This window comes from Variovorax paradoxus, assembly GCF_030815855.1.
Taxonomy (GTDB): Bacteria; Pseudomonadota; Gammaproteobacteria; order Burkholderiales; family Burkholderiaceae_C; genus Variovorax; species Variovorax paradoxus_M.
Genome location: NZ_JAUSXG010000001.1, coordinates 5921754 through 5945000, shown reverse-complemented (window position 1 = coordinate 5945000; position 23247 = coordinate 5921754). Strand labels below are relative to the sequence as shown.

Here is a 23247-nt window from a genome sequence, read left to right as displayed (position 1 = left end):
TCTTCTTGAATCTGAGCGTATCGGCCTGATCGGCCGCAATGGTGCGGGCAAGTCTTCCCTGCTCAAGATATTGGGTGGCCTGGAGAAGACAGACGACGGCACCCTGCAGATGCAGCAGAACCTTCGTGTGGCCTACGTCGCCCAGGAGCCCCAATTGGATATGGATGCGGATGTATTCACCGCAGCCAGCCAGGGCCTGGGGCCCGTCATCGCCATACGGGACCTCTATCTCTCCGGCGCGGATGGCCTGGACCTGGACGCCCTTCAGTCCCAGATAGAAGCATTCGATGCCTGGAACTGGGAGCAGCGCGTCGAAGAGACATTGCATCGCCTCCACCTGGACCGCAACGCCCGGGTCGGCTCTCTCTCCGGCGGTACCCGCAAGCGTGTGGCCTTGGCCCAAGCCCTGGTGGCCGCCCCGGACGTCCTTCTATTAGACGAGCCCACCAACCACCTGGACCTGGACTCGATCGAATGGCTCGAGCAGTTGCTGATCGACTTCAAGGGGAGCGTGGTTACCGTGACCCATGACCGCAGCTTCCTGAACCGCGTCGCCACCCGCATCGTCGAGCTGGACCGGGGCAAGCTGGGCTCTTATCCCGGCAACTTCGAGCAGTACCTGCTGCAGAAGGAAGAGCAATTGGCCCAGGAAGCCGTCATCAGCGCCAAGGCCGACAAGCTGCTGGCCCAGGAGGAAGTCTGGATTCGCAAGGGCGTCGAGGCCCGCCGCACCCGCAGCCAAAGCCGCATCAGCCGGCTCGAAGCCCTGCGGGCGAGCCGCACCGCCCGCCGGGAAGTCCAGGGCAGCGTCAACATGGACGTGGCCTCAGGCCAGTCGAGCGGCAAGATCGTGGCCGAGCTCACCGATGCGACCAAGTCATTCGGCGAAAAGACGGTCATCCGCAATTTCACCGGTACCATCCTGCGCGGCGACAAGGTCGGCCTGCTGGGCCCCAATGGCGCGGGCAAGACCACGCTGCTCAAGCTCATCCTGGGCGAGCTCGAGCCCGACAGCGGCAAGATCCGCCGCGGCACCAACCTGCAGGTGGCGTACTTCGACCAGATGCGCGACAAGCTCGATCTCGACGCCACGCTGGAAGACTTCATCAGCCCGGGCAGCGAGTGGATCGAGATTGGCAACCAGCGCAAGCACGTGAAGAGCTATCTTTCCGACTTTCTCTTCTCCCCGGCGCGCGCCAATTCCCCCGTGCGCTCGCTCAGCGGCGGCGAGCGCAATCGGCTGCTGCTGGCCCGGCTGTTCGCGCGCCCAGCCAACGTGCTGGTGCTCGACGAACCGACCAACGACCTCGACATCGACACCCTCGAGCTGCTGGAAGGCCTGCTGCAGGACTACGACGGCACCGTGTTCCTGGTCAGCCACGACCGCACCTTCCTCGACAACGTGGTGACCAGCACGATCGCCTTCGAAGGTGACGGCCGCTGGCGCGAATACGAAGGCAGCGTGCAAGACTGGTTGATCCAGTCGAAACGCGCCCGCGAGATTGCCGAACAGCGGCAAGCCGCCAGCCCCTCGCCGCAACCGCCCGCACTTGCACCGGCCGCAGCAGCAGCCGGAGCCGAGCCGTCCACTGCCCGCCCGACAACCCCTCGCAAGAAGCTCAGCTACAAGGAGCAGCGCGAGCTCGACGCGCTCCCCGCGCAGATCGAAGCGCTCGAAGCCGAGCAGAAGCGCATCAGCGAAATGCTCGAACTCGACGGCGGAGCGATTTACGCCACCGACGCCTCGCGCGCCGCCGAACTGAGCCAGCGCCATGCCCAGATCGACGACGAGTTGATGGCCGCCCTGGAGCGCCAGGAAGAACTGTCCGCCGGTCGCTAGTGCGATAGTTCTACAGAAAACTGTCCCGCCGTCCCACGCGCGGACAGCGCCGACTCGGCTATACATGCGGCTCTCAAGCTCCGGAAAAGCCGCATGTCTTTCATCTCCGCGTTCATCGGCCGTTCCATCGTAGTCCTGGCCATCGCGCTGCAAGGCGCCTGCGCCCAACTGCCGCAGAACGTCGACCGTCCGGTATCGACCGCACTTCCCGCGACGGCCGGCACCGCTCTCGAAGCCCTGGTCCAGCAGCGACGGAAAGCCGACGCGGCACGGTTCGAATCCGGCTTCCTGCTGCTCGGAGGCCCTCCCGCCGCTTATGGCAGCCGCCTTGCATTGATCGAGGGCGCGCAGAAAACGCTCGACCTGCAGTACTACGCCATTCACGCCGACGCCAGCACCGGACGGCTGCTGCGCGGGATCCGGGCGGCGGCCCAGCGCGGGGTGCGCGTGCGGATCCTGCTCGACGACCTTCACAGCACCGGCCGGGACGCGCTGGTGCTCGGCCTGGCCTTCGTGCCCAACATCGAAATGCGGCTGTTCAACCCGCTCGCCGGCGCGCGCGGCTCTTCGTTCTCGCGCATGCTCAATTCGGTCGGCGATGCCTCGCGCATCCAGCAGCGGATGCACAACAAGCTCTTCCTCGCCGACAACGTGCTTGGGGTGACCGGCGGCCGCAACCTCGGCGATGCCTATTTCGGCAATGCGCTGAAGGGCAACTTCATCGACGTGGACATCCTCGCGGCCGGGCCGATCGTGCAAGACCTGTCGCGCAGCTTCGACAGCTATTGGAACAACGAGCGCGCCTATCCCGTGCAGTCGCTGGTCAAGCGCGAAGAACTGAAAGCCATCCGCGAGCGCGCGGAGCAGGCCGATCGCGAACTGGCCGATGAATCGGCCCGGGCCGCGAACTCGCCGACGGCGCCGACCGCGACGACCGACGAACCGAAAGCCGGCGCCGCTCCCACCGCCGCGCAACTGGCCCGGGCCTGGGACGAGAAGCCGCTGGACCTGCGAACCGCCCGCTTCGTCTGGGCGCCGGCGGTCATGCTTGCCGACCAGCCCGGAAAGATTCCGGCCGACAGGGGCGCCGACCAGGCCAGGGCGCCGGGCCTGGTAGTAAGTCAACCGGGCGACGCGGCCAGCTCGTCACGGCGCGCGGCATCGCTCCAAACCAGTTCCGACGTCGCCGCGGGCAGCGACACGGTGGTCGAAGGCTTGCTGCAGCTGATCGGCGAGGCCCGCACCGACCTGCTCATCATCTCGCCGTATTTCGTGCCCGGCCCGGACATGAAGCAAGCCTTCGCGGCGGCTCGGGGACGCGGCGTACGCATCCGGGTGCTGACCAATTCGCTGGCATCGAACGACGCGCCGGTGGCGCATGTCGGCTATGCCCGCCATCGCGAGGACCTGCTGGAGCTCGGCATCGAACTCTACGAACTGCGCAGCGAGCAGACCGGCGTCAGCAACGCCTTCGGATCATCGGGCAGCGGCAACGTCGGAGCGTCGCGCTCCATGCTGCACTCGAAGGTGCTGGTGATGGACGGCCAGCTGCTGGTGGTCGGCTCCATGAACCTCGATCTGCGCTCCCAACTGCAGAACACCGAAATCGCCCTGCTGGTACGCAGCGCCGAGCTCTCCCGCGCGGCGTCCGCCCAGATCGAGCGCGGCATGCGCGAAGGCTCGTGGCGCGTCGAGCTGAACGACGGCTCGCTGCTTTGGCGGGCGCCCGAAGGCAGCGGCCTGAAGGACACGTCCACCGAGCCCGACGCCAGCCTGACCCTGCGCCTGCTGCTCCGGCTGTTCGGTCCGCTGGCACCCGACCAGTTGCTGTAAGGCGCCGCGGACTCCCGCTCTTTGCCGACGGCCGGTCAGTGCTTGTGCTGATGGGCCGGCGCGCCCGCATCGGCGCCTTCGGGTGCGCCCACCGGCAGCTTCAGGTCGAGCGCGGTCTTCTGGCCTTTTGCATCCTCGAACCGGAGCGTCATCGGCACGGTCGATCCCTTGGTCAAGGCTTGCTTCAGGTCCATCATCATCACGTGGTAGCCGCCCGGCTTGAGTTCCACGGTCTGGCCTGCGGGAAGGTCGAGGCCGCCCGGCAGCTCGCGCATCTTCATGGTGTCGCCTTCCATCTTCATTTCGTGCACTTCGGCCACGCCGGCCGCCGGCGTCGAGATGCCGACCAGCTTGGTGCCCGTCGGCGCGGTGAGCTTCATGAACGCACCGGTTCCGCTCTGGCCCGGGACCGATTGGCGCACCCAGCCGTCGCGCACGTCGACCGTGGCCACGCCCTGCGCCACCACGTCGAGCTTGGCCGCGGGAGTCTTGAGCCCCGCGGTCGAACTGCCCAATGCCGGCACTTCGGCCCAGTCGACGCTGCCCACGTCGCAGGTCTGCAGCACCTTGAACCACAGCGGTCCGGGCGTTGCGGGCACCTTGCCGCGCAACACGAATTCGGCGCGTTCGCTGGCGGGCAGCGCCGATTGCGGGTTTTCAGCGGTCCAACGCACTTCGCCATCGCCGGAATTTTTCTGCACGTCGAGCTTCCAGCCCTTGCGGGCCTGCGCGTCGCTGAGAACGAAACCCTTGGGCAGGCGCACGGCCAGGCCGGTGGTGGCCTTCGCGCCCTCGCAGGCGTGGCCCACGCGGAAGGCCGCGTTGTAGTCGCTGCCGACCGTGGCGCCGCCCCGCGGCAGGGTGACATGGGCAAAAGAGGCTGTCGTGCTCGCCAAAAGGGCGTATGCGGCAACTGTCTTGAGAGTGATGTGCGCGTGGTTCATGGTGGAACTCCTTGAAGAAGAAAACGGGTGAAAAGAGAATCAGAGGTCGAACTTGAGTTCGGCCACGTAGGTGCGTTGCGTATAGGGGTGGAAGGCCCAGTACTTGTTGTTGTTCAGGTTGTCGATGCCCACGGCGGCGCTCAACTGCCGGTCTATCCGGTAGCGGATGCGCGCGTCGACCACGAAGAACTTGGAAAATCCCATGTACGCCGCGCCGTTCGCGTCGCTGTTGTCGAGCGTGCCGTACTGCCTGCCGCTGTAGCGGGCGCCCACGGTGTAGCTCCATCTCGCATCGGGCCGGTAGGTGGCAAGCAGCGTGGCCCGCACCTTCGGCACGCGCGGCTGGTCGTGGCCGACGCTGGCGGGGAAACCGCTGTTGGCGGCGATCTTCGAGCGCGTCAGCGTGAGGCTGCCGCTCAGGTCCAGTCCCTTGATGCCCACGTCCACCCCGTTCAGCGCCACCTCCAGGCCCCGCGTGCGGATGGCATCGACGTTCTGCACCGTGCTGACCAGGTTGGTCAGTGCCTGGCTGTACAGCGCGTCCTTGGTGTTCTCGAAGAACAGCGTGGTGCGCAGCACGCCGTCGAGCCCCCAGTTCTTCAGGTCGCGCTCGGCGCTGAGTTCGGTGGTCCACGAGCGCTCGGGCCGCAGATTCGGGTTGGTGTTGACGATGCGGTTGCCGTCGATCGAACCCTGGTAGAGCTCGCTCACGGTCGGCATGCGCACCGCGCGGCCGGTCGAGGCCTTGAAAAGCCATTCCGGCGTGGCTTGCCAGGCGACGGCTGCCTTGGGCGAGTCGTAGCTGTTCTTGCGCGGCGCAAAGTCGAGCAGCTTCGTCGCATTGCCGAGCTGGCCACCATAGGCCTCCCATCGTTCGTGGCGCAGGCCGAGCGTCGTCTTCCAGTTTTCGGCGAAGCGCCAGGTGTCCTGTACATAGAGCGACTGCAGCCGGGTGTTGCCGTTGAAGGCGGAGAACGGCGTGACGGCCGGCCCCTGGATCCAGTCGAGCGTGTTGCCGACGTGGGTGCGCAGCCGCGCCGTGTCCTGCTGGAGGCCGAAATCGACCACGTGCGCGCCCACCCCCTCGGCCGAGCCGGTGGGCCGCCACGTGCCCGCGGCCTTGAAGGTGTGCCAGCCCGAACCGCCCATGTCGGTGGTGCGCCCGGGGCCGCCGTTGAAGGCGCCGGGCAGCGGCGTGGTCGGCGTGCGTGAGGTGTCGCTCGAATAGTCGAACAGGCTCGCGGCCACCTCCCAGTCGAACACACCGCCGGTGTGGCTCTTCACCGAAAGGCCGTGCACGTAGTGCGTGAGCGCGGTCTCGGTCGGCGCCAGCGCGGCAGTCGGCGAATCGAGGTTGTAGGTGCGTCCGGCGATGTTCACGCGCCCCGAATACACGGGTCGGCCCAACGCATCGCGCAGGTAGGTGTCGACGCTGCCATGCGTTGTGTTGTTCCAGGCGCCGAGGGTGTATGTCGCGCGCACCGTGGGCGAAAAGTCGTAGGCCAGCTTGAGCTTGGCCTGCTCCTGCGTGGTGTCGTAGATGGTCGATCCGCCCACCAGCCACCACGGCTGGTTCGACGGGTTCAGGCCTGGCACCGCGCCGGTCACCGGCGTTCCCGCATTGCCCACGGTGCCGGCACTCACCAGCCGGTTGCCGAACACCAGCGCCTGCCCCTTGCTGTGGATGCGCGAGGCGCTGAGCCACCACGACCAGTTGCCGCTGCGGCTTCCCAGAGACAGGTCGAGCTGCTGGCCCGTGGGCGACGAATGGCTGTTATACAGGTCGAAGTTCGAGCCGAAACCGCTGAGCTTGACGTGGGCCTCGAGCTTCGTGGGCATGCGCGTCACGTAGTCGACCACGGCGCCGACCGAGTTGCCCGGGTAGGCGGCCGAGAACGGACCATAAAGGACGTCGACACGTTCGACCTCTTCGGGCGACACCATGCCCCAGCGCGGCGCATAGGTCGCGCCGTTGCCCAGCGGGTTCGACAGCATGATGCCGTCGGCGTACACCATCGAGCGCGCGCTATTGCCCGTGCCCGAGGCGCGCGTGGCGAGCACCGCATGGTTGAAATCGCCGATGTAGCGCTTGCGCACCACCAGGCTGGGCAGGTACTTGAGCGCGTCTTCGCTGTCGGTCGCATTGACCGTTTCGGAGATTTGCTCGTGCGTCACGCCCTCGATGGTGGTTGGAATCTGCGTCGGCAGCGAGGTCGGACGCCCGTCACTGACGGTGACGGTGCCGAGGGTGCGAACGCCGCCGCCCTCGGACGGATCGGGCGCGTTTTGCGCCCACGCGGGCGCGCCCAAGGGGAATGCCATGGCGATCGCCAAGGCGCGGGAATGCTTTTTCACTGGGAACCTGCTCCACGAACTTCAAGCCACACAGACCGCGGGCGCCCATCGAACAGGCGCACGCGGCGAAGGTTTTGACAGTTTCAGGAGAAGGTCGGGGGCCCGCGCGCCGGCAGCGGCGCGGCGGTGGCCGCGGCAAGGCGCGCGGCGGGAATCGACTGGACCACGCGGCCCAGCGGCAGGGGAAGATCGAAACCGGCAGCTGGCGGCGAAGGCGGCGGCGCACCGGTCAGCACGCACAGCGGGCAATCCAGGTGCGAGGCGCCCATCTCCTGCACGCCGTCCTCGGTGTGCACCACGACCTTGACGGAACCGGCGCTCGAACACACCAGCTCCACGGCCTGCGGATGCACCAGGGGCGACGCCGTCGCCGCGCCGAGCGATAGCACGAACCACAGCAGCACCCATCGACCGACGAGGCCGAGGAAGCGGGGGTGGTTTCGCAGCAGGTGCATGGCGTTGGCGATTATCGGCGCTGTTTGCCCTTCGGTGCCGGGACGCGCTGCGCGGACTTGGTGCCGCCCGCGCTTTTGGCGCTGCCCTTCGCACTGGAACCCTTGACGGCGCTCCCGCTCTTGGCTCCTTGCGCACCCCGTTGATTGCGGGCGCCCCGCGCGCCGCGCGGGCCAGCGGCAGCTGCCTTCGGCGGCGGCGCCGTCGGTACCGCAAGCGGTGGCTGCGCGGCCAACGGTACCGCCGACACGGTGAACCCGCGGGCCGACAGCAACGCCGGCAGCCCTTGCGGGCCCACCATGTGCAGCGCACCCACGGCCGCGAACATGCGCCGGCCGCCCGCGTGCATGCGTTCGATGCCATCCGCCAAGCCCGGATTGCGGTCGTCGAGCAGGCGTTTCATCAGGCGCCGCTCGGCAGGCGTCTGGACGCAGTTGCACCATTCAGGATAGCGGGCCAGCTTGTCCACGTCGCCACGGGCCCAGACCTCGGCCAACTCCTTCATCTGCGCACGCAACTGGCCGGACTCCAGTTCGGTCAGGGCGGCGTCGATCTGCTCCGCCTCTTCGGCCTCGGAATCGCCGGTCAGCATCTTCAATTGCGCGGCGGCGCTTTCCAGGGCGAACACCGGCTTGTTGTTGTTTCGCGCGGAAACGGCCAGTGCCTCGTCGGCGCCGAATTCCGGATACAGGCCATCGTCCCGTGCCACCAGACCCGCGAGCGCCGTGACTTGCAAGATGGGCTGGAGCCCGGCCATGGAGCCGGACGGTACGCAGGCCGCCTCGTTCTGGCGCGCCAGCCGCTGCGCGCGCTCGCCGCTGAGCACGCGCGCGACCAGGGCGGGATCCGCGGGCTGCGTCATGGACCGCATGGTCGCCGGATCGCGCGTGTCGAGTTCCAGTGCAAGCGCGTCGCTCTGTTCCAGCGCCTTTTGCACAGTGGGCCCGGGCCGCACCCATTCGGCCCGGCCGACGTGAATGGTTCCATAGAGCCAGGAAGTCCGCCCATCCCTGTCGGCACGCCACAGCAGGCCCCGGTCGACGGCATTCCATTGGCCGACCGCCGAGCCCGGTTTTCCGAGGCTGGCAATGGCTGAAGGCGGGCAGGCGGCGTGCGCAGCCACCGCAAAAAGGGAACAGGCGCCCGCCAGCGCGAGGCGCGGCAGGCTGGCAAGAAACCACTGGCGCGCGGGCGCCTTCAAATCGAAATTGCGCCGGTGCGCAAAGAGGGTCCGGAGTATCCGCAAGGCTTGCTCCACGATGAAAGAAAGTCCGGCATTCTCACCGCACCGCTGCCCATAATCCGGAACCATGCAGAGCATCTTCCATCTTGCCTTTCACGTTCGCGACCTCGACGCGGCACGCCGCTTCTACGGAAATGTCCTCGGTTGCGCCGAAGGCCGCAGCACCGACACCTGGGTCGACTTCGACTTTTTCGGCCACCAGATCTCGCTGCATCTCGGCGAACCCTTCGCCACCACGCGCACCGGCCAGGTCGGCAACGCCATGGTGCCGATGCCGCATTTCGGCATCGTGCTCGCATTGCCCGACTGGGAGGCGCTCGCAGAGCGGCTGAAAGCCGCGAACACCGATTTCGTGCTGGAACCCCAGGTGCGTTTCGAGGGGCAGCCGGGCGAGCAATGGACCATGTTTTTCTGCGACCCTTTCGGCAATCCGATCGAGGTCAAGGGGTTCCGTTCGCTCGCCGCGCTGTACGACAAATGATCCGCCGGCGCGGAGCCGCCTCAAACCGGCTCGCAGTCCCCTTTTCGGGAACTGGCGCGCTTGCGCTGCACGCCACCACCGCGGCCCTGTGGATTTTTACCGCGGGCGCCGCCCACGCCACGATCGACTGCGAACTCGACGGCCGCCGGGTGAACCCGTCCGATAGCAGCACCCTTCTCGGCCAGACCGGGTTGATGCGCTGCAAGGACCGGGCAACCGGCGCGCCCCAGCGCGAACAGCAGGTGCAGAACGGCGCCTTCATCGGCCTGGCGCGTTTCTATGAAAAAGGCAAGCTCGCCAGGGAGCACCTCCTCAATGCCGGCGGGAACATCCAGGGCCTGGCCCGAGAATACGGGCCCGGGGGGCAGATCTTGCGAGAGGCCATCTACGACGACGGCCAGGAGCGCGGTCTGGCGCGCAGCTTCTATCCCGACGGCCGGCTGCGCCGCGTCACTTTTTACCCCAGCACCGGAACCGACCGCGCCTTCGTCGAGTTCACCGAACGTGGCCAGTTGTCTGTGCTGCGCTGCGGCGAAACACCCATGCTCGCGCCCGTGGCCGACGACGCCCGCCTGTGCGGGTTCACCGGCGGGCCCTCGCAGGTCCAGCTTTTCGACGCGCGCGGCATCCTGCGTTCGCGGCTGTCGTACGTGTCGGGCAAGCGCGTGCGGTCGCAGGACTTCTACGACAACGGCAAGCCCTCGGTGCAGGACGAGATCGTCGGCAACCAGCGCACCGAGCGCCACTTTTCATCCGAAGGGGTGAAGCGCCGCGAGACCATGTGGCTCCTGATCGAGCGCAATGCGGTGCGCCAGCGCGAGCAGGAATTCTCCGAAAAGGGCTCGCTGATTCGCGACCAGCGCTGGACCCCCGCGGGCGAGCCGGTGCGAGACGACAGCTACTACCTCCATGGCCAGCCGCGCAGCAAGTCGGTCTACAGTGGTTCCGGCGATGCACGCATGATCGAGATCACCGAGTTCTACGAGAGCGGCCAGCGCGCGGCACATGGCCGCTATCGGGTGGCGGGCCGCGGCCGGCAAGTGCCGCTCGGCAAGCACCAGCGCTTCAGTGAAAAGGGAACGCTCCTGGCCGAATCGACCTTCGATGCCAGGGGCCGCGTGACGCGCGAACGCAGCTGGGATGAAAACGGCGAGCTGCAACGCGACGAGCACGTCCTGGAAGACGGCTCCAGGAAATAGCGCGCCGCTGCGACGCTCGCGGCGAACTCAGTCCAGCTTGATGCCGGCCTGCTTGATGATCGGCCCCCAGCGCTTCGACTCGGCGCGCGCCAGCGCTTCGAACTGCGCCGGCGTACCCGGCATGGCTTCCATGCCGAAATCGTCGAAACGCTTTTGCACCGCCGGCGCGCTGAATGCGCGATTCAGGTCGCCGTTGAGCTTGGCGACAACCGCCGGCGGGAGGCCGGCCGGGCCCAGCACGCCCTGGAACGCGAACACCTCCGTATTGGGCACGCCCACTTCCGCCAGCGTCGGCACGTTGGGCAGCAGCTTGTTGCGCGCGCCCGAGCCGATGGCGAGCACGCGAACCTTGTTGCCTTGCATGATCGGCAGGCCCGAGGCCAGGTCGAGGAACATGCACGGCACCTGCCCGCCCATCACGTCGGCCATGGCCGGAGCGGCGCCGCGATAGGGAATGTGCGTGATGAAGGTGCCCGTGCGAACCTTGAACATCTCCATGGCCAGGTGATGCGGCGAGCCGTTGCCCGGCGAGGCGTAGTTGACCTTGCCCGGATTCGCTTTGACATAGGCCAGGAACTCCTTGAAGCTCTTGGCCGGAAAGTCGGGGTGAACCACCAGCGCGAGCGGGAACTTGCCGATCGCGCCGATGTAGGTGAAGTCTTTTTCCGGATTGAACGGCAGCTTGCTGAACAGGTGTTCGTTGAAAGCCAGCACGGCGTTATCCGCCGACAGCACGGTGTAGCCGTCGGGTTTGCTCTTGGCGACCAGGTCGGCGCCGATGTTGGTCGAGGCGCCGGGGCGGTTGTCGACAACGATCTGCTGGCCCAGGGTCTGGCGCATGGCCTCGGCGAGGGTGCGCGCAATCACGTCGGTGCCACCGCCCGCGGGATAGGGCACCACCCACTTGATGAGCTGCGAAGGATAGTCCTGCGCGCGGGCGAACGGGGTCGCGGCCACGGCGGCGCCCGAAGCGAGCGTGGCGAGAAGGGTACGGCGGTCCATGTGAATCAGTCTCCGGATTGTTGTGATGGGGTTGCGGACAGCGATGGTACGGGCAGCGCATCCAGTGCGTCGGCCAATGCGCGGCGGCAGCGCGCCTCGTCGCCGACCTGCTCGAACAGCAGCAGCGCGAGCCGCGCGAGGAACAGCGATTCGCGCTCCGCGCCGGCTTCGGTGATGGCGCGCGCGCATTCCGCATAGACGCGGTCCCGCGCGTCGGGGGCGAGCGATGTCGTCATGCGGTGATCTCCTTGAAAGCGGCGGCGGCGCGGCTCAACGCGGCTGTCAGGGCGCCGCTCGGCAGGTGTTGCCAGCGCCCGGCCACGTGGCCATCGGGCCGCAGCAGATAAATGGCGCCATCGCGCGCGCCCAGCGCCTCGAACACTGCCGCGTCCGCGTGCGCATCGGCACCGTCGATCCCGGCCCGCGCGATGATACGCACCGCGAACGGCAGATCGCCACGGAGTGTTTGCACCACCTCGTCCTCGGGCAGCAAAGCGGTTCCCATTCGCGGCCGTAGCACCAGCAGCGTGAAGACCGGGTCGATCCAGTCGGTCAGGTGGCCTTGTTCGAGTTGCTGCTCGGCCATCACCTCACCGGGCAGCGGACCTGCCGGCAGCACATCGCCTTCGCTCGACAGCGCCGAATCCGCATAGCGCACCGCCTGTGTCTGCCGCGGATTGATCAGCTGCGCAATGCCACGATGCGCCTCCGACAGCGACAGCGCCGCCTCGCGCATCAGATCGAAGCCGCGCGAAGGCGGCGACATGAACTCGGTGCTGCGCATCGCGTTCTCGGCATTGACGTGAAAGGCCTCGATGCGTTCCTGCGAATACGAATCGAGCAGCGCCGCGTCCGACAGGCCGCGCGCCACGAACGCCAGCTTCCACGCCAGGTTGTCGGCATCGTCGAAGCCCGAATTGAGGCCGCGCACACCGAAGATCGGCATTGCATGCGCCGCATTGCCGGCGAAGAGAACGCGGCCATGGCGGTAGCTTTGGAGCGTCATCGCGCCCGCGCGGTAGACCGAGGTCCATACCGTCTTCCACGGCAGATGGCCTTCGCCGATGGCGTCCAGATGGCGCTGCACGAACTCGGCCACCGCGGCGGGCTTCAGCGCTTCTTCGGTGCTCTGGCCGGCGCGCAGCTGGTAGTCGATGCGCCAGATGTCGTCGGGCTGGCGGTGCATCAGCACGGTCGAGCCCGGGTTCCACGGCGGATCGAACCATGCGCGGCGCTCGGTCGGGTGCTCGCTGTGCAGTTCGATGTCGATGATGACGTAGCGGCCTTCGTAGCCCGTGCCCTCGAGCGAAAGCCCCAGCGCCTTGCGCACGAAGCTCTGGCCGCCGTCGCAGGCTGCGAGCCACTGGCCCTGCATCCGGTAGGCGCTTTCTGCGTTGCGCACCTCCAGCGTTACGCCGTCTTCATCTTGCGCAATGCCGGCGAGCTCGGTACCCCAGCGGATGTCGACGAGCCCCGGCGTCGCCTCGTTGCGGCGGAAGATTTCTTCCAGCAGGTACTGCTCGATGTAGTACTGCTCGAGGTTGATCATCGGCGGCAGCTTCTGCCGCTCGTCGTGCGGCATCTCGAAGCGGAACACCTCGGCCGTCTTGTAGAAGCTGCGCCCGCCGGTCCACGGCAGGCCCTTGGCCATGAACGCCGGAAGCACGCCGAGCCGCGTCATGATTTCCAGGCTGCGGCGCGAAATGCAGGCCGCGCGGCTGCCCACGCACACGGTGTCGTCGGCCTCGAGCACCACACAGCGCACGCCGTGGTTCGCGAGCCCCAGCGCCAGCGCCATGCCGACCGGCCCGCCGCCCGCAATCACCACCGGATGGCGGCCCGGCTCCGCGCCACCCTGCTCGAGCGGCGGCGTCCAGGACTTGTAGCGCGTGTAGTGAAAGGCACCGACCGAAGGCGGCAGCCCGGTCGCGCTCGGCATCGGCGGCACGGGGCCGCTCGCGGCATCGGCGGCCATGGCGCCGGGTGCCGGCGCGTCGGCCGCAATGGTGGGGTTCGTCATGCAGCGGGATTGTCCCGATGCGGGACCACGGCCGTTGTCATAACTTTGTACGACGTATTTACCCTGAGTCTGTTCCGCACCCATGAGACGCTGGCGCATTCAACCCGCTGCCGACACTGCGCTGTCGGCGGCCATCGTCCGTGACGTGCTGGCGGGCATCGGTACGCCGCATCTCGCGGCCAGTTGCCTCGCGGCCATGCACCGCGTGATGCCTGTGACCTTCTGCACCGTGTTCGCCGTCGATGCCACCGGGCGCATCGGGGCCGTGTCGGCCGCCAGCAGCTACGGCACCACGGCCGAACGCACCGCCGAGCGCTACGTGGCGCAGCGCTTCGACCTCCTCGACCCCAACATGACTTGGCTCGCCAAGCGCAAGCTGCCCAAGCGCGCGCAGCTGTGGCTGGGCCACCAGCGCGCCGAGGAGGTGGCCGACACCGCCTACCGCGCCGCCTGCTACGGCGACGTGGGCATTCGCGAGCGTGCGTCGGTCCTGCTGCTGACGCCCACCGGCCAGCGCGTGGCGGTGAGCTTCTACCGGAGCCTCGCGCAGGCTGAGTTCGACGACCGCGAGTTCGCGACGATCGAGCGCCACGCCACTCTGTTGGCCGAGGCCACCATGGCCCACGGCCGCAGCACGGTGGCCACAGCGGGCTCGGTGGCGCCCTCCCTCGCCTCGCGCCTGCTGACCTTGAGCCTGCGCGAGCGCGAGGTCATCGGCCATCTGATGGCCGGCAGCACCGCCAAGCAGGCGGCACGCGAGATCGGCATCGAACTGACGACGGTGCGCACCCATCAGTACCGGGCGTTCCGGCGGCTGGGCATACGGACGCAGAAGGAGCTATTGCTGCGCGCGGCGCCTCCTTGAGACGCCTCAGTCTTCGGCCGCGTCCTCGGCCTGGGCGCTGACCAGCGACACCGGCGCCACCTTCGGCCGCCCCGCCACCGACACCACTTCCTGGTCGATGGCACCGAACAGCGAGCGGCCATCAAGCCCCTTCATCTCGATGCGGATCGTGTCGCCGAACTTCATGAACTCGGTTACCGGCTCGCCGCCCTGGATGGTTTCGATGCAGCGCTTCTCGGCGATGCACGAATAGCCCTTGGGCCAGTCCATCTGGCCGTCTTTCTTTTCCACGCCCTTGTTGCTCACGGTGCCGCTGCCGACGATGCTGCCGGCGCGCACATTGCGCGTCTTGGCGATGTGGGCGATGAGCTGGCCGAAGTGAAAGGTCATCTCCGGCCCGGCGTCGCATAGGCCGACCTTGCGGCCGTTCCAGCTGCTTTGCAGCGTGAGGTGCACGCGGCCGTCTTGCCAGGCCTCGCCGATCTCGTCGAGCGTCACGGCCACCGGGCTGAAGGCGGTGGCGGGCTTGCTCTGGAAGAAGCCGAAGCCCTTGGCCAGTTCGGCCGGAATCAGGTTGCGCAGGCTCACGTCGTTGGCCAGCATCACCAGGCGGATGCCGTCGAGCGCCTGGTCGGGCGTGGCGCCCATCTTCACGTCGCCGGTAATCACCGCAATTTCGGCCTCGAAATCGATGCCCATGGCTTCGCTGGGCACCACGATGTCGTCGGTCGGGCCCAGAAAGTCGTCGCTGCCGCCCTGGTACATCAGCGGGTCTTGATAGAAGCTTTCAGGCACCTCGGCGTTGCGGGCCTTGCGCACCAGCTCCACATGGTTCAAGTACGCCGAGCCGTCGGCCCACTGGAAGGCGCGCGGCAGCGGCGCCATGCACATCGAGGGGTCGAACGGAAAGGAGTGGCGTGCGCGGCCGTTGTTGACCGCGTCGTACAGGTCCTGCAGCTGCGGGCTCATGAAGCCCCAGTCGTCCAGCACCTGCTGCAGCCGGCTGGCAATGCCGGTGGCGTAGTGCGCGAGCGTGAGGTCGCGCGAGACGACGACGAGCTGGCCGTCGCGCGAGCCGTCCTTCAGGGTGGCGAGTTTCATGGTGGCAAATGCGTGATGAAGGACACGGCGCGAACACGAGGGCCGGCGCCGCGCCCACTAAACTGGGTGAACGGGCGGCAGTGTACCGAGGTGGTCCTTGTGAACCTCGGCGCCGGCGCTCACTCCACACCTCATGCCGACGCTCGCCGCCCCGCCGTTCCCGTCAGTTGCGCCCCCGACGCGCCCGTCGTGGCGGGCGCTGGCCGGGCTGACACTGGCGGTGGGGCTGGTTCACGTTCTGCTGCTGGGGCTGGCGCCCACGGCCATCGGCCCCGATCCTTCGCCGCTCGCGAACAAGTTCATCACCCGGACGATCGTGATCGCGCCGCCGGCTCCGGAAAAGCCGGCCGCGCCGGCCGCAGCAGCACCCGCCGCCGAAGCCAAACCGCCGCCGCCCGCAAAACCTCGGCGGCCGCGCGAGCCGTCCAGACCCAGGCCCGCGGCGGCACCCGAGCCGACGCCAGTTCCCACGCCGCTGGTTGCAGAACAACCTCCGGCTGAAACGCCCGAAATCACGGCGCAGAACGCTACAGATTCAGGAGCAAACGCGCCTGCGCCGGCAGCAAGCGCTCCCGCAGGGGCCGCACTGGGTGGCTCGGGCAGCACAAGCAACGCCGGCATCGGGGACGGCGGGGCCGCGGGCGCTGCCAGCGCCACGGCCGGCAACGTCGTCGGCCCGGAGGCGCTGCGAATTCCCGGCTCGGTCAAGCTCGCCTTCGCGGTCACGGGCCAGCAGGGCGCCTCGCCGATGCAGGGCGTGTTCGGCGACCTGGATTGGCTGCAGGACGGCAGCAGCTACGACGCGCGGTTGTCGCTCAAATTCCTGTTCAAGACCATTCGCAGCCAGCACAGCACCGGCAAGATCGGCCCGACCGGCATCGAACCCGACCGCTTTTCCGAGGCCCGCAAAGGCGAGGTGGCTTCGCACTTCCTGCGCGACCAAGGCCAAGTGATGTTCAGCAACAACGCGCCCAGCGTGCCTCTGCTGCCCGGCGCGCAAGACCGGCTCAGCGTGGTGATGCAACTCGGCGGCATGCTGGCGGGCGACCCGGGGCGTTATCCGGCCGGCAGCCGCATTTCCGTCCAGACGGTTGGCCCGCGCGATGCCGGCGTCTGGGTCTTCAACATCGAGGGCGAAGAACAGATGACCGTGCCAGCCGGGGACTATGCGGTGCGCAAGCTCACGCGCAGCCCGCGGCGCGAATTCGACGACAAGATCGAAATCTGGCTCGCACCGGCGCTCGGCTACCTGCCGGTACGGATGAAACAGACACAGGCCAACGGCGATTTTGCCGACATGCAGTTGCGTGAATCCCTTCCCGCCGGCCCTTCGAGTTAGCGCGAAAGTGGTGGCAACATACGTAGAAATTAATGCGTTTTCTCTACAAAAAGACAACCCGTCTTGAAACTGGCGCGTTGATTGCTATCTAACCACCATGAATGCCATCGACATCCTCACAGGCCCCGCAATGAACATGCTCTATGACTCGGAGTCCTTCGTCGTCGTGCACGTGCAGCCGAACGAAGGCGACACACCGGCGCAACCCAATGTGCCGGTTCTGGAGCGCCACGGCTTCGAAATCGTCGACAAGCGCTCGGGCAAAGAGGTTTACCTCGACGGCTCGTGGGCCGAACTGTTCCAGCAGCAGATTGCCGCCTGGCAGCTCAATACGCCCACCCAGGAAGAAGTCGAGGACACGCTCGAGGGCTATGCCGAACTGGCTCATACGCCAGTGCTGGTGCACTGAGCCCCTGCCGCCGCGGACAAGAAAGCGCCTCTTCAGGCGCTTTTTTTGCGCCCGCTCACCCCTTCTTGCCCCTCATTTCCGACCGTAGATCCACCGGTACATCGGCCCCACCAGCAGCAACACCGTCACCAGCCGGCACACCTGGAACGCGGTGACCACCGGCACGCCCAGCTGCAAAACCTTGGCGGTGATCGACATTTCGGCGATGCCGCCGGGCGAGGTGCCCAGGATCATCGTGGCGGGGTGCAGCCCCGTCGCCCGGGCCAGCAGCCATGCGGCACCCGCGCACAGCACCAGCATGGCGACGGTACCCAGAGCGACCGAACCCAGCCACCGGGGCGCCGTATGCAGGAACTCGCGGCTGAAGCGCACGCCCAAGCTCACGGCAATCACCAGTTGCGCGGTGTTCGACATCCAGGTCGGCACGGCCGACAGCGGCTGGCCTGCGATGGTGAAGCCCATGGCCACCACCAGCGGGCCCATGAACCACGGGTTGGTGCGGCCCAGCGCACGCATCGCGAGGCCGCCGAGGCCGGTGGCCAGCGCAAGCAGCAGGAGCCCGCCCGCATTCACCTCACGCACCATGGGCGGGTTGATTTCAAGCCCGTGCAAGCCGCTCCACTGCATGGCGAACGGGATGGTGATCGTGACCACCACCAGACGCAGGCTGTGCGCGGCGGCCACCAGATCGGTGCGTGCGCCGGCCGATTCGGACAGCAGCGTCATCTCCGACGCGCCGCCGATGGCGCCCGCGAAGTAAGTCGTTGCTCTCATGGACTTTGCCGGCACATACGGCATTCGCCTGGCGTGCAGCCTGTGCAACCAGTGCCCGAAGCCCCAGCCGAGCAGCAAGGCCCAGGCAATGGCGAGTGCAATGGCCCACCAGACGCCGGCCACCAGCCCCACCACCTGCGGCGTGAAATAGAGGCCGAGCGCAGTGCCGATGGTCCATTGCCCGGCATTGCGCAGCGGTGTGTAGCTGGCGGTCGAAGCGCCGGCTATCGACGCCAGCGAGACCGCGAGCAGCGGACCGATCATCCACGGCAGGGGCGTATGAAGGGCGAGGCAGACTCCCGCCGCGGCGAGTGCAAGCCACAGCGTGGCGAGCACGCGAACCGGAAAGCGGGAAGACACCACAGGGAGAAAGCGAATTTGGACGGCACGGCGTGCAGGCGCCAACGCATAGTATGGCGCGATGCAATGCCACCCCCTGCCCGCGCGGGCCTCGCGATTCCTGTTGCCCTTGTTCGCCGCTGTTGCGCTGGCAGGGTGCTCCGCCTTTGCTCCCGGTTCGGATGCACCCGTGGCGCGGCGCGCCGCGGCGCTGCTGCCGGCGGACGCGCTCATCCTCGGCGAACAGCACGACGCGGCCGAGCACCACGCCATCGAGCGGGAAACCGTCGAAGCGCTGGCGAGCCAAGGCAAGCTGGCCACGCTGCTGCTGGAGATGGCCGAGGAAGGCCACAGTACCGCCCGCCTCGACCGCACCGCCACCGAAGCGCAGGTGCAAGCCGCGCTCGGCTGGAACGACAAGGCCTGGCCTTGGCAAAGCTACGGCCCGGCGGTGATGGCCGCGGTGCGCGCCGGCGTGCCGGTCGCCGGCGCCAACCTGCCGCGTGCGCGAATGAAGAACGCCATGGCCGACGTCTCGCTCGACGTGCAGCTCAACGGCGAGGCCTACACCGCACAGCAGGACGCCGTGCGCGAGGGCCACTGCAAGCTGCTGCCCGAGGCCCAGATCGTGCCGATGACGCGCATCCAGGTCGGGCGCGACCGCGCCATGGCGCAAGCCATCGTCAAGGCCCGGCAGCCGGGCAAGACGGTGCTGCTGATCAGCGGCGCGGGCCACGCCACCAAGGTGCTGGGCGTGCCGCAGCACCTGCCGACGGATGTTTCGGTGAAGGCCGTCCGGCTGCAGGCCGGCGGTGAATCAGCCGAGGCGGACGAAGACAACCGGGGCGCCTACGACGCCGTCTGGCGCACGCCCGCTCTGCCGGCCAAGGACTACTGCGCCGGCGTGCGCGCGCAGTAGCCTCGGCGCTTCGCGGCTCAGGCGAACTTCTTGATCGAATCGGCCAGCGTGTTGACCAGCGTGTCGATGTGCTGCTTTTCGACGATGTACGGCGGTGCGATCACCAGCACGTCGCCCGCGGGCCGCACCAGCGCGCCCTTGTGGAAACAATCCAGGAAGATGTCGTAGGCGCGCTTGCCCGGTGTGCCCGCGATCGGCGCGAGCTCCACCGCCGCGGCCAGGCCGAGGCTGCGGATGCTCACCACGTTCGGCAGGCCCTTGAAGGTGCTGTGGAACGCATCGCCCAGCACCTTGCCCATGTCGCCGGCGCGGGCGAACAGGTTTTCCTGCTTGAAGAGGTCGAGCGTGGCAATGGCCGCGGCGCAGGCCACCGGGTGGCCCGAGTAGGTGTAGCCGTGGAAGAACTCGACCACGTGCTCGGGCGCGTCGGTCTTCATCATCGCGTCGTAGAGCTTGTCGCGGCAGATCACGCCGCCGAGCGGAATGACGCCGTTGGTCACGCACTTGGCGAAGTTCAGCATGTCGGGCACCACGCCGTAGTAGTCCGACGCGAAGTTGGTGCCCATGCGGCCGAAGCCGGTGATGACCTCGTCGAAGATCAAGAGGATGCCGTGCTTGTCGCAGATTTCGCGCAGGCGCTTCAGGTAGCCCTTGGGCGGCAGGTACCAGCCGGCCGAACCGGCCACCGGCTCCACGATGATCGCGGCGATGTTGCTCGCATCGTGCAGCGGCAGGATGCGAGTTTCGAGCTCGACCAGCGGGTCTTCGGCCCACACCGGCTCCTCGTTGTGGATGTAGGCGTGGTTCACCGGGTCATGAATGAAGCGCATGTGGTCCACGCGCGGCAGAAAGGCCGAGCCGAACACCTTGCGGTTGCCCGGAATGCCGCCCACCGACATGCCGCCGAAACCGACGCCGTGGTAGCCCTTCTCGCGGCCGATGAACACGTTGCGGTGGCCCTCGCCGCGCGCGCGATGGTAGGCCAGCGCCACCTTCATCGAGGTGTCCGCCGCCTCGGAGCCCGAGTTACAGAACAGCACCTTGTTGAGGTCGCCGGGCGCCAGCGAGGCGATCATCTCGGCCGCCTTGAACGCCTTGTCGTTGCTGACCTGGAAAGCCGTGGCGTAGTCGAGCGTGTCGAGCTGCTTCTTGATGGCTTCGTTGATCGGCTTCCTGTTGTGGCCCGCGCCCACGCACCACAGCGACGAGATGCCGTCGATCACCTTCTTGCCGTCGTGCGTGGTGAACTCCATGCCGTCGGCGGCCACGAAGACGCGCGGGTCTTTCTGGAAGTGGCGGTTGGGGGTGAAGGGCAGCCACTGGTTGCCCATGTTGAAGTCCTGATAAGCCATCGATTGCTCCTGCTTAACGCGCACCAAAAAACGGCATTCTGGCACCCCTGCGACAATCGTGCCCCTCATGACGACCACTACGCCCGCTTACATCCTGACCCTCTCCTGCCCCGACCGGACGGGCATCGTGCACGCCGTTTCGGGCTTCCTGCTCGAACGCGGCGGCAACATCGAGGAAGCCGCCCAGTACAACGACCACGACACGGGCCTATTCTTCATGCGCGTGCGCTTCGCCTGCAGCGACCACACCGAGGCGGCGCTGCGCGAACAACTCGCCACCTTCGGCGCCGGCTTCGGCATGAGCCTGCAACTGCACGCCGCGGCCGAACCGATGAAGACCGTGATCCTCGTCAGCAAGGAAGGCCACTGCCTCAACGACCTGCTGTTCCGCTGGAAGAGCGGGCTGCTCGCGATCGACGTGCGCGCCATCATCTCGAACCACCGCGAGTTCTACCAGCTGGCCGCCAGCTACAACGTGCCCTTCCATCACATTCCCGTGACGGCCGCCACCAAGGCGCAGGGCGAAGCAAAGCAGTTGGAAATCATCGAGGCCGAGGGCGCGGAGCTCGTGGTGCTTGCGCGCTACATGCAGATCCTGAGCAACGACCTGTGCAAGAGCCTGGCGGGCCGGGCCATCAACATCCATCACTCGTTCCTGCCGAGCTTCAAGGGCGCCAAGCCCTACTACCAGGCGCACGACCGCGGCGTGAAGCTGATCGGCGCCACCGCCCACTACGTGACGGCCGATCTCGACGAAGGCCCGATCATCGAGCAGGACGTGGCGCGCGCCGACCACACCGACACGGTCGAAGACCTCACGGCCCGCGGCCGCGACACCGAAAGCCAGGTGCTGGCGCGCGCGGTGAAGTGGCACAGCGAGCACCGCGTGCTGCTGAACGGGCACCGCACGGTCGTGTTCCGATAGCGCGGAAGCCCCTTCACCTTCAGAAAGACCTCAGGTCAGTTGCGGTTGGGATTGTCCGGACGGCGATCACGGCGGTTCGGCACGCCGTCGCCATCGCGGTCCCACTCGCCACGGCGGTATTCCCAGCGGCCGTCACGTTCGCGCCATTCCGGCGCACGATAGGCGTAGCCCGGACGGGCGCGCACATACATGCCCCGGACCCACACATGGCGTCCACTACGCCATTCGTAATGCCCCGGAGCCCACACATAGCCTCGGCGCGGCGGCGGCACGCGTTCGGAGCGCGGGGGCGGCGGCGGGATTTCGACGGTCACCGAGCGCTGCGCATGGGCGGTGGTCGGCACCGTGAGGGCGCCTCCCACCGAGAGCAGCGAAGCGGCGCCGATGGCGAAGGTGATTGCTAGTTTTTTCATGGGTTGGCCCTCATGAGTTGTTGGAGCCTTCATGCTGCCGGGGCCATGTGAACCCGCTGTAAGCCCTACACCGGAGTTTGTGTAAACGTGTATCGCAAGAAGTAGTGCTTTTGTTAGCGCTTACTCTTGCAATTCACGAAGATCCACGGCCGCGGCCATGGCGGCATGACCCGCTTTGTTCGGGTGCAGGTGGTCGCCGTTGTCATACAGCGGGTTCAGCGCCAGGGGATCGGCCGGGTTGCGAAGCACCGCGTCGAAATCGATCACGGCGTCGACGTCCTGCCGGCTGCGAATCCAGCGGTTGACCTCGCTGCGCATGGCCTCGGAAGCGTCGCTCCAGTACGGCGTGTTCCTGAACGGCGGCACGGTACCGATCAGCACCTTCACGCCTTTGGCGTGCGCTTGCTTGATCAGCTGCTGCAAGCCTTCGGTGATGCGTTCCGCCGTCGGAACTTCGTGCTCCGGCGTCGGCAGCCGCGCCAGGCCCATCAGTACGCTGCGGCCGATGTCGTTGGTGCCGAGCAGCACGACGACGTGCGTCACGCCCGTCTGCCCAAGTGCATCGCGCGCAAAACGGGACAGACCGCTCGGGCCGACGCCGTCGGTCAGCAGGCGGTTGCCGCCAATGCCCGTATTGATCACGGACAGCGGTTGCGCCGCCGAAGGGCTGTTGCGCAAACGCGTGGCAAGCAGATCGGGATATGCCCCCTCCCCCGCCTCGCCGCCGCCGGCGGTGATGGAGTCTCCGAACGCGACCACCACGCGAACCGGCTGCGTGGTCATCACGTCGAGCCCGGTCACGATGTGATTGAGCGGCAGCGGTGCACCTCCCTGCAATTTGGGCGTGCCCACGGCATTGCCGTCGGCCACCCAGCTCGTGTCGGACATCTGCGTGTGAACGGTCGCGTAAGGCACGGTGCGATCGAAAAAAGCGCTCACGGCGACAGCCTGCCCGGCTTCGACTTTCACGTCGGCACCATCGCTCCAGGCATCTGCCCCGGGCGCAACGACCACGCTGTCGCGGCCGCCGAAGCGCAGCATGCGCATCGTCGCCGGCGACACCGCGCCTGCGCCGGTGCTGAGGCCCACGCTCGCGGCTGCGATGCGCAGCGGAGCCTTGCCGAATCTGTTGGAGAAGCGGATGCGAATGCGCTCGCCTCCCAGCGCGGTTTCGAATTGCTGGCGCAGCGTCTGCCCGCGGAATACGTCGCCGCCGGGCTTCGGCGCCGCGGCCTTGGCGAGAGGATTCGCACTCAACTCGCGAAAATCCACTGGCGCAACCGCCCAACTGGTCACCCAGTGCGCCTCTACCAGCTGCTTCGGCCGCTCATCCGGCTGAACGGCCTGTACGGCCACTGCGGCGGCCAGCAGCAACAGCCCGACCGCGGCCACGCCATGCCGCAAAACACCCTGACAAAGAACCGAAAGCCAACGGGAACCCAGTTTCATGCGCGCAAAGCGA

The 23247-nt window shown here is 67.3% G+C and carries 21 protein-coding genes (1 of these 21 cut by a window edge); 9 read left to right on the top strand and 12 right to left on the bottom strand.

Going from position 1 to position 23247, the window contains the following annotated elements; genetic code table 11:
• Positions 1-1840, top strand: partial view of an ATP-binding cassette domain-containing protein gene (locus tag QFZ42_RS28250; RefSeq protein ID WP_307704133.1) — the 3' portion only. The gene continues 74 nt to the left of window position 1, outside the view; the window shows 1840 of its 1914 coding nt (coding positions 75-1914); its start codon lies off the left edge, out of view; its stop codon occupies positions 1838-1840.
• A gap of 93 nt (positions 1841-1933) precedes the next feature.
• On the top strand, positions 1934-3673 hold the full coding sequence (locus QFZ42_RS28245) for a phospholipase D family protein (protein ID WP_307704132.1): 1740 nt from the start codon (positions 1934-1936) through the stop codon (positions 3671-3673).
• A 35-nt stretch (positions 3674-3708) separates the two neighbouring features.
• Here the strand turns inward: QFZ42_RS28245 and QFZ42_RS28240 are convergent, their stop codons facing one another.
• The 4 genes from QFZ42_RS28240 to QFZ42_RS28225 all read right to left on the bottom strand — a co-directional run bounded on the left by QFZ42_RS28240 (position 3709) and on the right by QFZ42_RS28225 (position 8737).
• Positions 3709-4617 (bottom strand): copper chaperone PCu(A)C, encoded by a 909-nt coding sequence (locus QFZ42_RS28240; protein ID WP_307704131.1) that lies wholly within the window; start codon positions 4615-4617, stop codon positions 3709-3711.
• 39 nt (positions 4618-4656) lie between these two features.
• Positions 4657-6939 carry a TonB-dependent receptor gene (locus tag QFZ42_RS28235; RefSeq protein ID WP_307704130.1) on the bottom strand — a complete coding sequence of 761 codons (2283 nt, stop codon included), beginning with the start codon at positions 6937-6939 and terminating at the stop codon, positions 4657-4659.
• A gap of 116 nt (positions 6940-7055) precedes the next feature.
• Positions 7056-7427, bottom strand: a complete 372-nt coding sequence (locus QFZ42_RS28230; protein WP_307704129.1) for a DUF2946 family protein — start codon at positions 7425-7427, stop codon at positions 7056-7058.
• An 11-nt stretch (positions 7428-7438) separates the two neighbouring features.
• A complete protein-coding gene (locus QFZ42_RS28225) occupies positions 7439-8737 on the bottom strand; it encodes a TraB/GumN family protein (RefSeq protein WP_307704128.1) in 1299 nt (432 codons plus the stop codon).
• On the opposite strand from QFZ42_RS28225, the gene QFZ42_RS28220 reads away from it, so the two are divergent.
• Both QFZ42_RS28220 and QFZ42_RS28215 read left to right on the top strand, forming a co-directional pair.
• On the top strand, positions 8736-9149 hold the full coding sequence (locus tag QFZ42_RS28220; protein WP_307704127.1) for a VOC family protein: 414 nt from the start codon (positions 8736-8738) through the stop codon (positions 9147-9149). The two genes, QFZ42_RS28225 and QFZ42_RS28220, sit on opposite strands and share 2 nt — an antisense overlap.
• Complete coding sequence (locus QFZ42_RS28215) at positions 9146-10348, top strand: toxin-antitoxin system YwqK family antitoxin (protein ID WP_307704126.1); 1203 nt, start codon at positions 9146-9148, stop codon at positions 10346-10348. The genes QFZ42_RS28220 and QFZ42_RS28215 overlap by 4 nt, the downstream gene beginning before the upstream one ends.
• A gap of 27 nt (positions 10349-10375) precedes the next feature.
• Here QFZ42_RS28215 and QFZ42_RS28210 read toward each other — a convergent pair whose 3' ends face one another.
• From QFZ42_RS28210 to QFZ42_RS28200, 3 genes are read right to left on the bottom strand one after another with little or no spacing between them, the layout of a single operon-like run.
• A complete protein-coding gene (locus QFZ42_RS28210; RefSeq protein ID WP_307704125.1) occupies positions 10376-11350 on the bottom strand; it encodes a Bug family tripartite tricarboxylate transporter substrate binding protein in 975 nt (324 codons plus the stop codon).
• A 5-nt stretch (positions 11351-11355) separates the two neighbouring features.
• Positions 11356-11586, bottom strand: coding sequence for a hypothetical protein (locus QFZ42_RS28205; RefSeq protein ID WP_307704124.1), 231 nt, complete (start codon positions 11584-11586; stop codon positions 11356-11358).
• Entirely contained in the window at positions 11583-13370 is a 1788-nt protein-coding gene (locus QFZ42_RS28200; protein ID WP_307704123.1) for an FAD-dependent monooxygenase, read from the bottom strand. The genes QFZ42_RS28205 and QFZ42_RS28200 overlap by 4 nt, the downstream gene beginning before the upstream one ends.
• Before the next feature lie 82 nt (positions 13371-13452).
• On the opposite strand from QFZ42_RS28200, the gene QFZ42_RS28195 reads away from it, so the two are divergent.
• The gene (locus QFZ42_RS28195; protein WP_307704122.1) at positions 13453-14235 is read left to right on the top strand and encodes a helix-turn-helix transcriptional regulator; all 783 of its coding nucleotides are present in this window, start codon (positions 13453-13455) and stop codon (positions 14233-14235) included.
• Positions 14236-14241: 6 nt separating this feature from the next.
• Here QFZ42_RS28195 and QFZ42_RS28190 read toward each other — a convergent pair whose 3' ends face one another.
• Entirely contained in the window at positions 14242-15315 is a 1074-nt protein-coding gene (locus tag QFZ42_RS28190; protein ID WP_307704121.1) for a fumarylacetoacetate hydrolase family protein, read from the bottom strand.
• A gap of 133 nt (positions 15316-15448) precedes the next feature.
• On the opposite strand from QFZ42_RS28190, the gene QFZ42_RS28185 reads away from it, so the two are divergent.
• Together QFZ42_RS28185 and QFZ42_RS28180 are read left to right on the top strand one after the other, a co-directional pair.
• Entirely contained in the window at positions 15449-16654 is a 1206-nt protein-coding gene (locus tag QFZ42_RS28185) for a DUF3108 domain-containing protein (RefSeq protein ID WP_307704120.1), read from the top strand.
• A gap of 97 nt (positions 16655-16751) precedes the next feature.
• Entirely contained in the window at positions 16752-17063 is a 312-nt protein-coding gene (locus QFZ42_RS28180) for a BTH_I0359 family protein (protein WP_373423374.1), read from the top strand.
• A gap of 72 nt (positions 17064-17135) precedes the next feature.
• Here the strand turns inward: QFZ42_RS28180 and QFZ42_RS28175 are convergent, their stop codons facing one another.
• Positions 17136-18197 carry an AbrB family transcriptional regulator gene (locus tag QFZ42_RS28175; RefSeq protein ID WP_307704119.1) on the bottom strand — a complete coding sequence of 354 codons (1062 nt, stop codon included), beginning with the start codon at positions 18195-18197 and terminating at the stop codon, positions 17136-17138.
• A 61-nt stretch (positions 18198-18258) separates the two neighbouring features.
• Here QFZ42_RS28175 and QFZ42_RS28170 point away from each other — a divergent pair, with 61 nt between their 5' ends.
• Positions 18259-19095 (top strand): ChaN family lipoprotein, encoded by an 837-nt coding sequence (locus tag QFZ42_RS28170; RefSeq protein WP_307704118.1) that lies wholly within the window; start codon positions 18259-18261, stop codon positions 19093-19095.
• 17 nt (positions 19096-19112) lie between these two features.
• Here the strand turns inward: QFZ42_RS28170 and QFZ42_RS28165 are convergent, their stop codons facing one another.
• The gene (locus tag QFZ42_RS28165) at positions 19113-20447 is read right to left on the bottom strand and encodes an aminotransferase class III-fold pyridoxal phosphate-dependent enzyme (protein WP_307704117.1); all 1335 of its coding nucleotides are present in this window, start codon (positions 20445-20447) and stop codon (positions 19113-19115) included.
• A gap of 67 nt (positions 20448-20514) precedes the next feature.
• Between QFZ42_RS28165 and purU the strand changes: the two genes are divergently transcribed.
• Entirely contained in the window at positions 20515-21372 is an 858-nt protein-coding gene (gene purU / locus QFZ42_RS28160; RefSeq protein WP_307704116.1) for a formyltetrahydrofolate deformylase, read from the top strand.
• 35 nt (positions 21373-21407) lie between these two features.
• Here purU and QFZ42_RS28155 read toward each other — a convergent pair whose 3' ends face one another.
• Together QFZ42_RS28155 and QFZ42_RS28150 are read right to left on the bottom strand one after the other, a co-directional pair.
• Positions 21408-21785, bottom strand: a complete 378-nt coding sequence (locus QFZ42_RS28155) for a YXWGXW repeat-containing protein (RefSeq protein ID WP_307704115.1) — start codon at positions 21783-21785, stop codon at positions 21408-21410.
• 120 nt (positions 21786-21905) lie between these two features.
• Positions 21906-23234 carry a GDSL-type esterase/lipase family protein gene (locus tag QFZ42_RS28150; RefSeq protein ID WP_307704114.1) on the bottom strand — a complete coding sequence of 443 codons (1329 nt, stop codon included), beginning with the start codon at positions 23232-23234 and terminating at the stop codon, positions 21906-21908.
• Between the last annotated feature and the right edge of the window lie 13 nt (positions 23235-23247).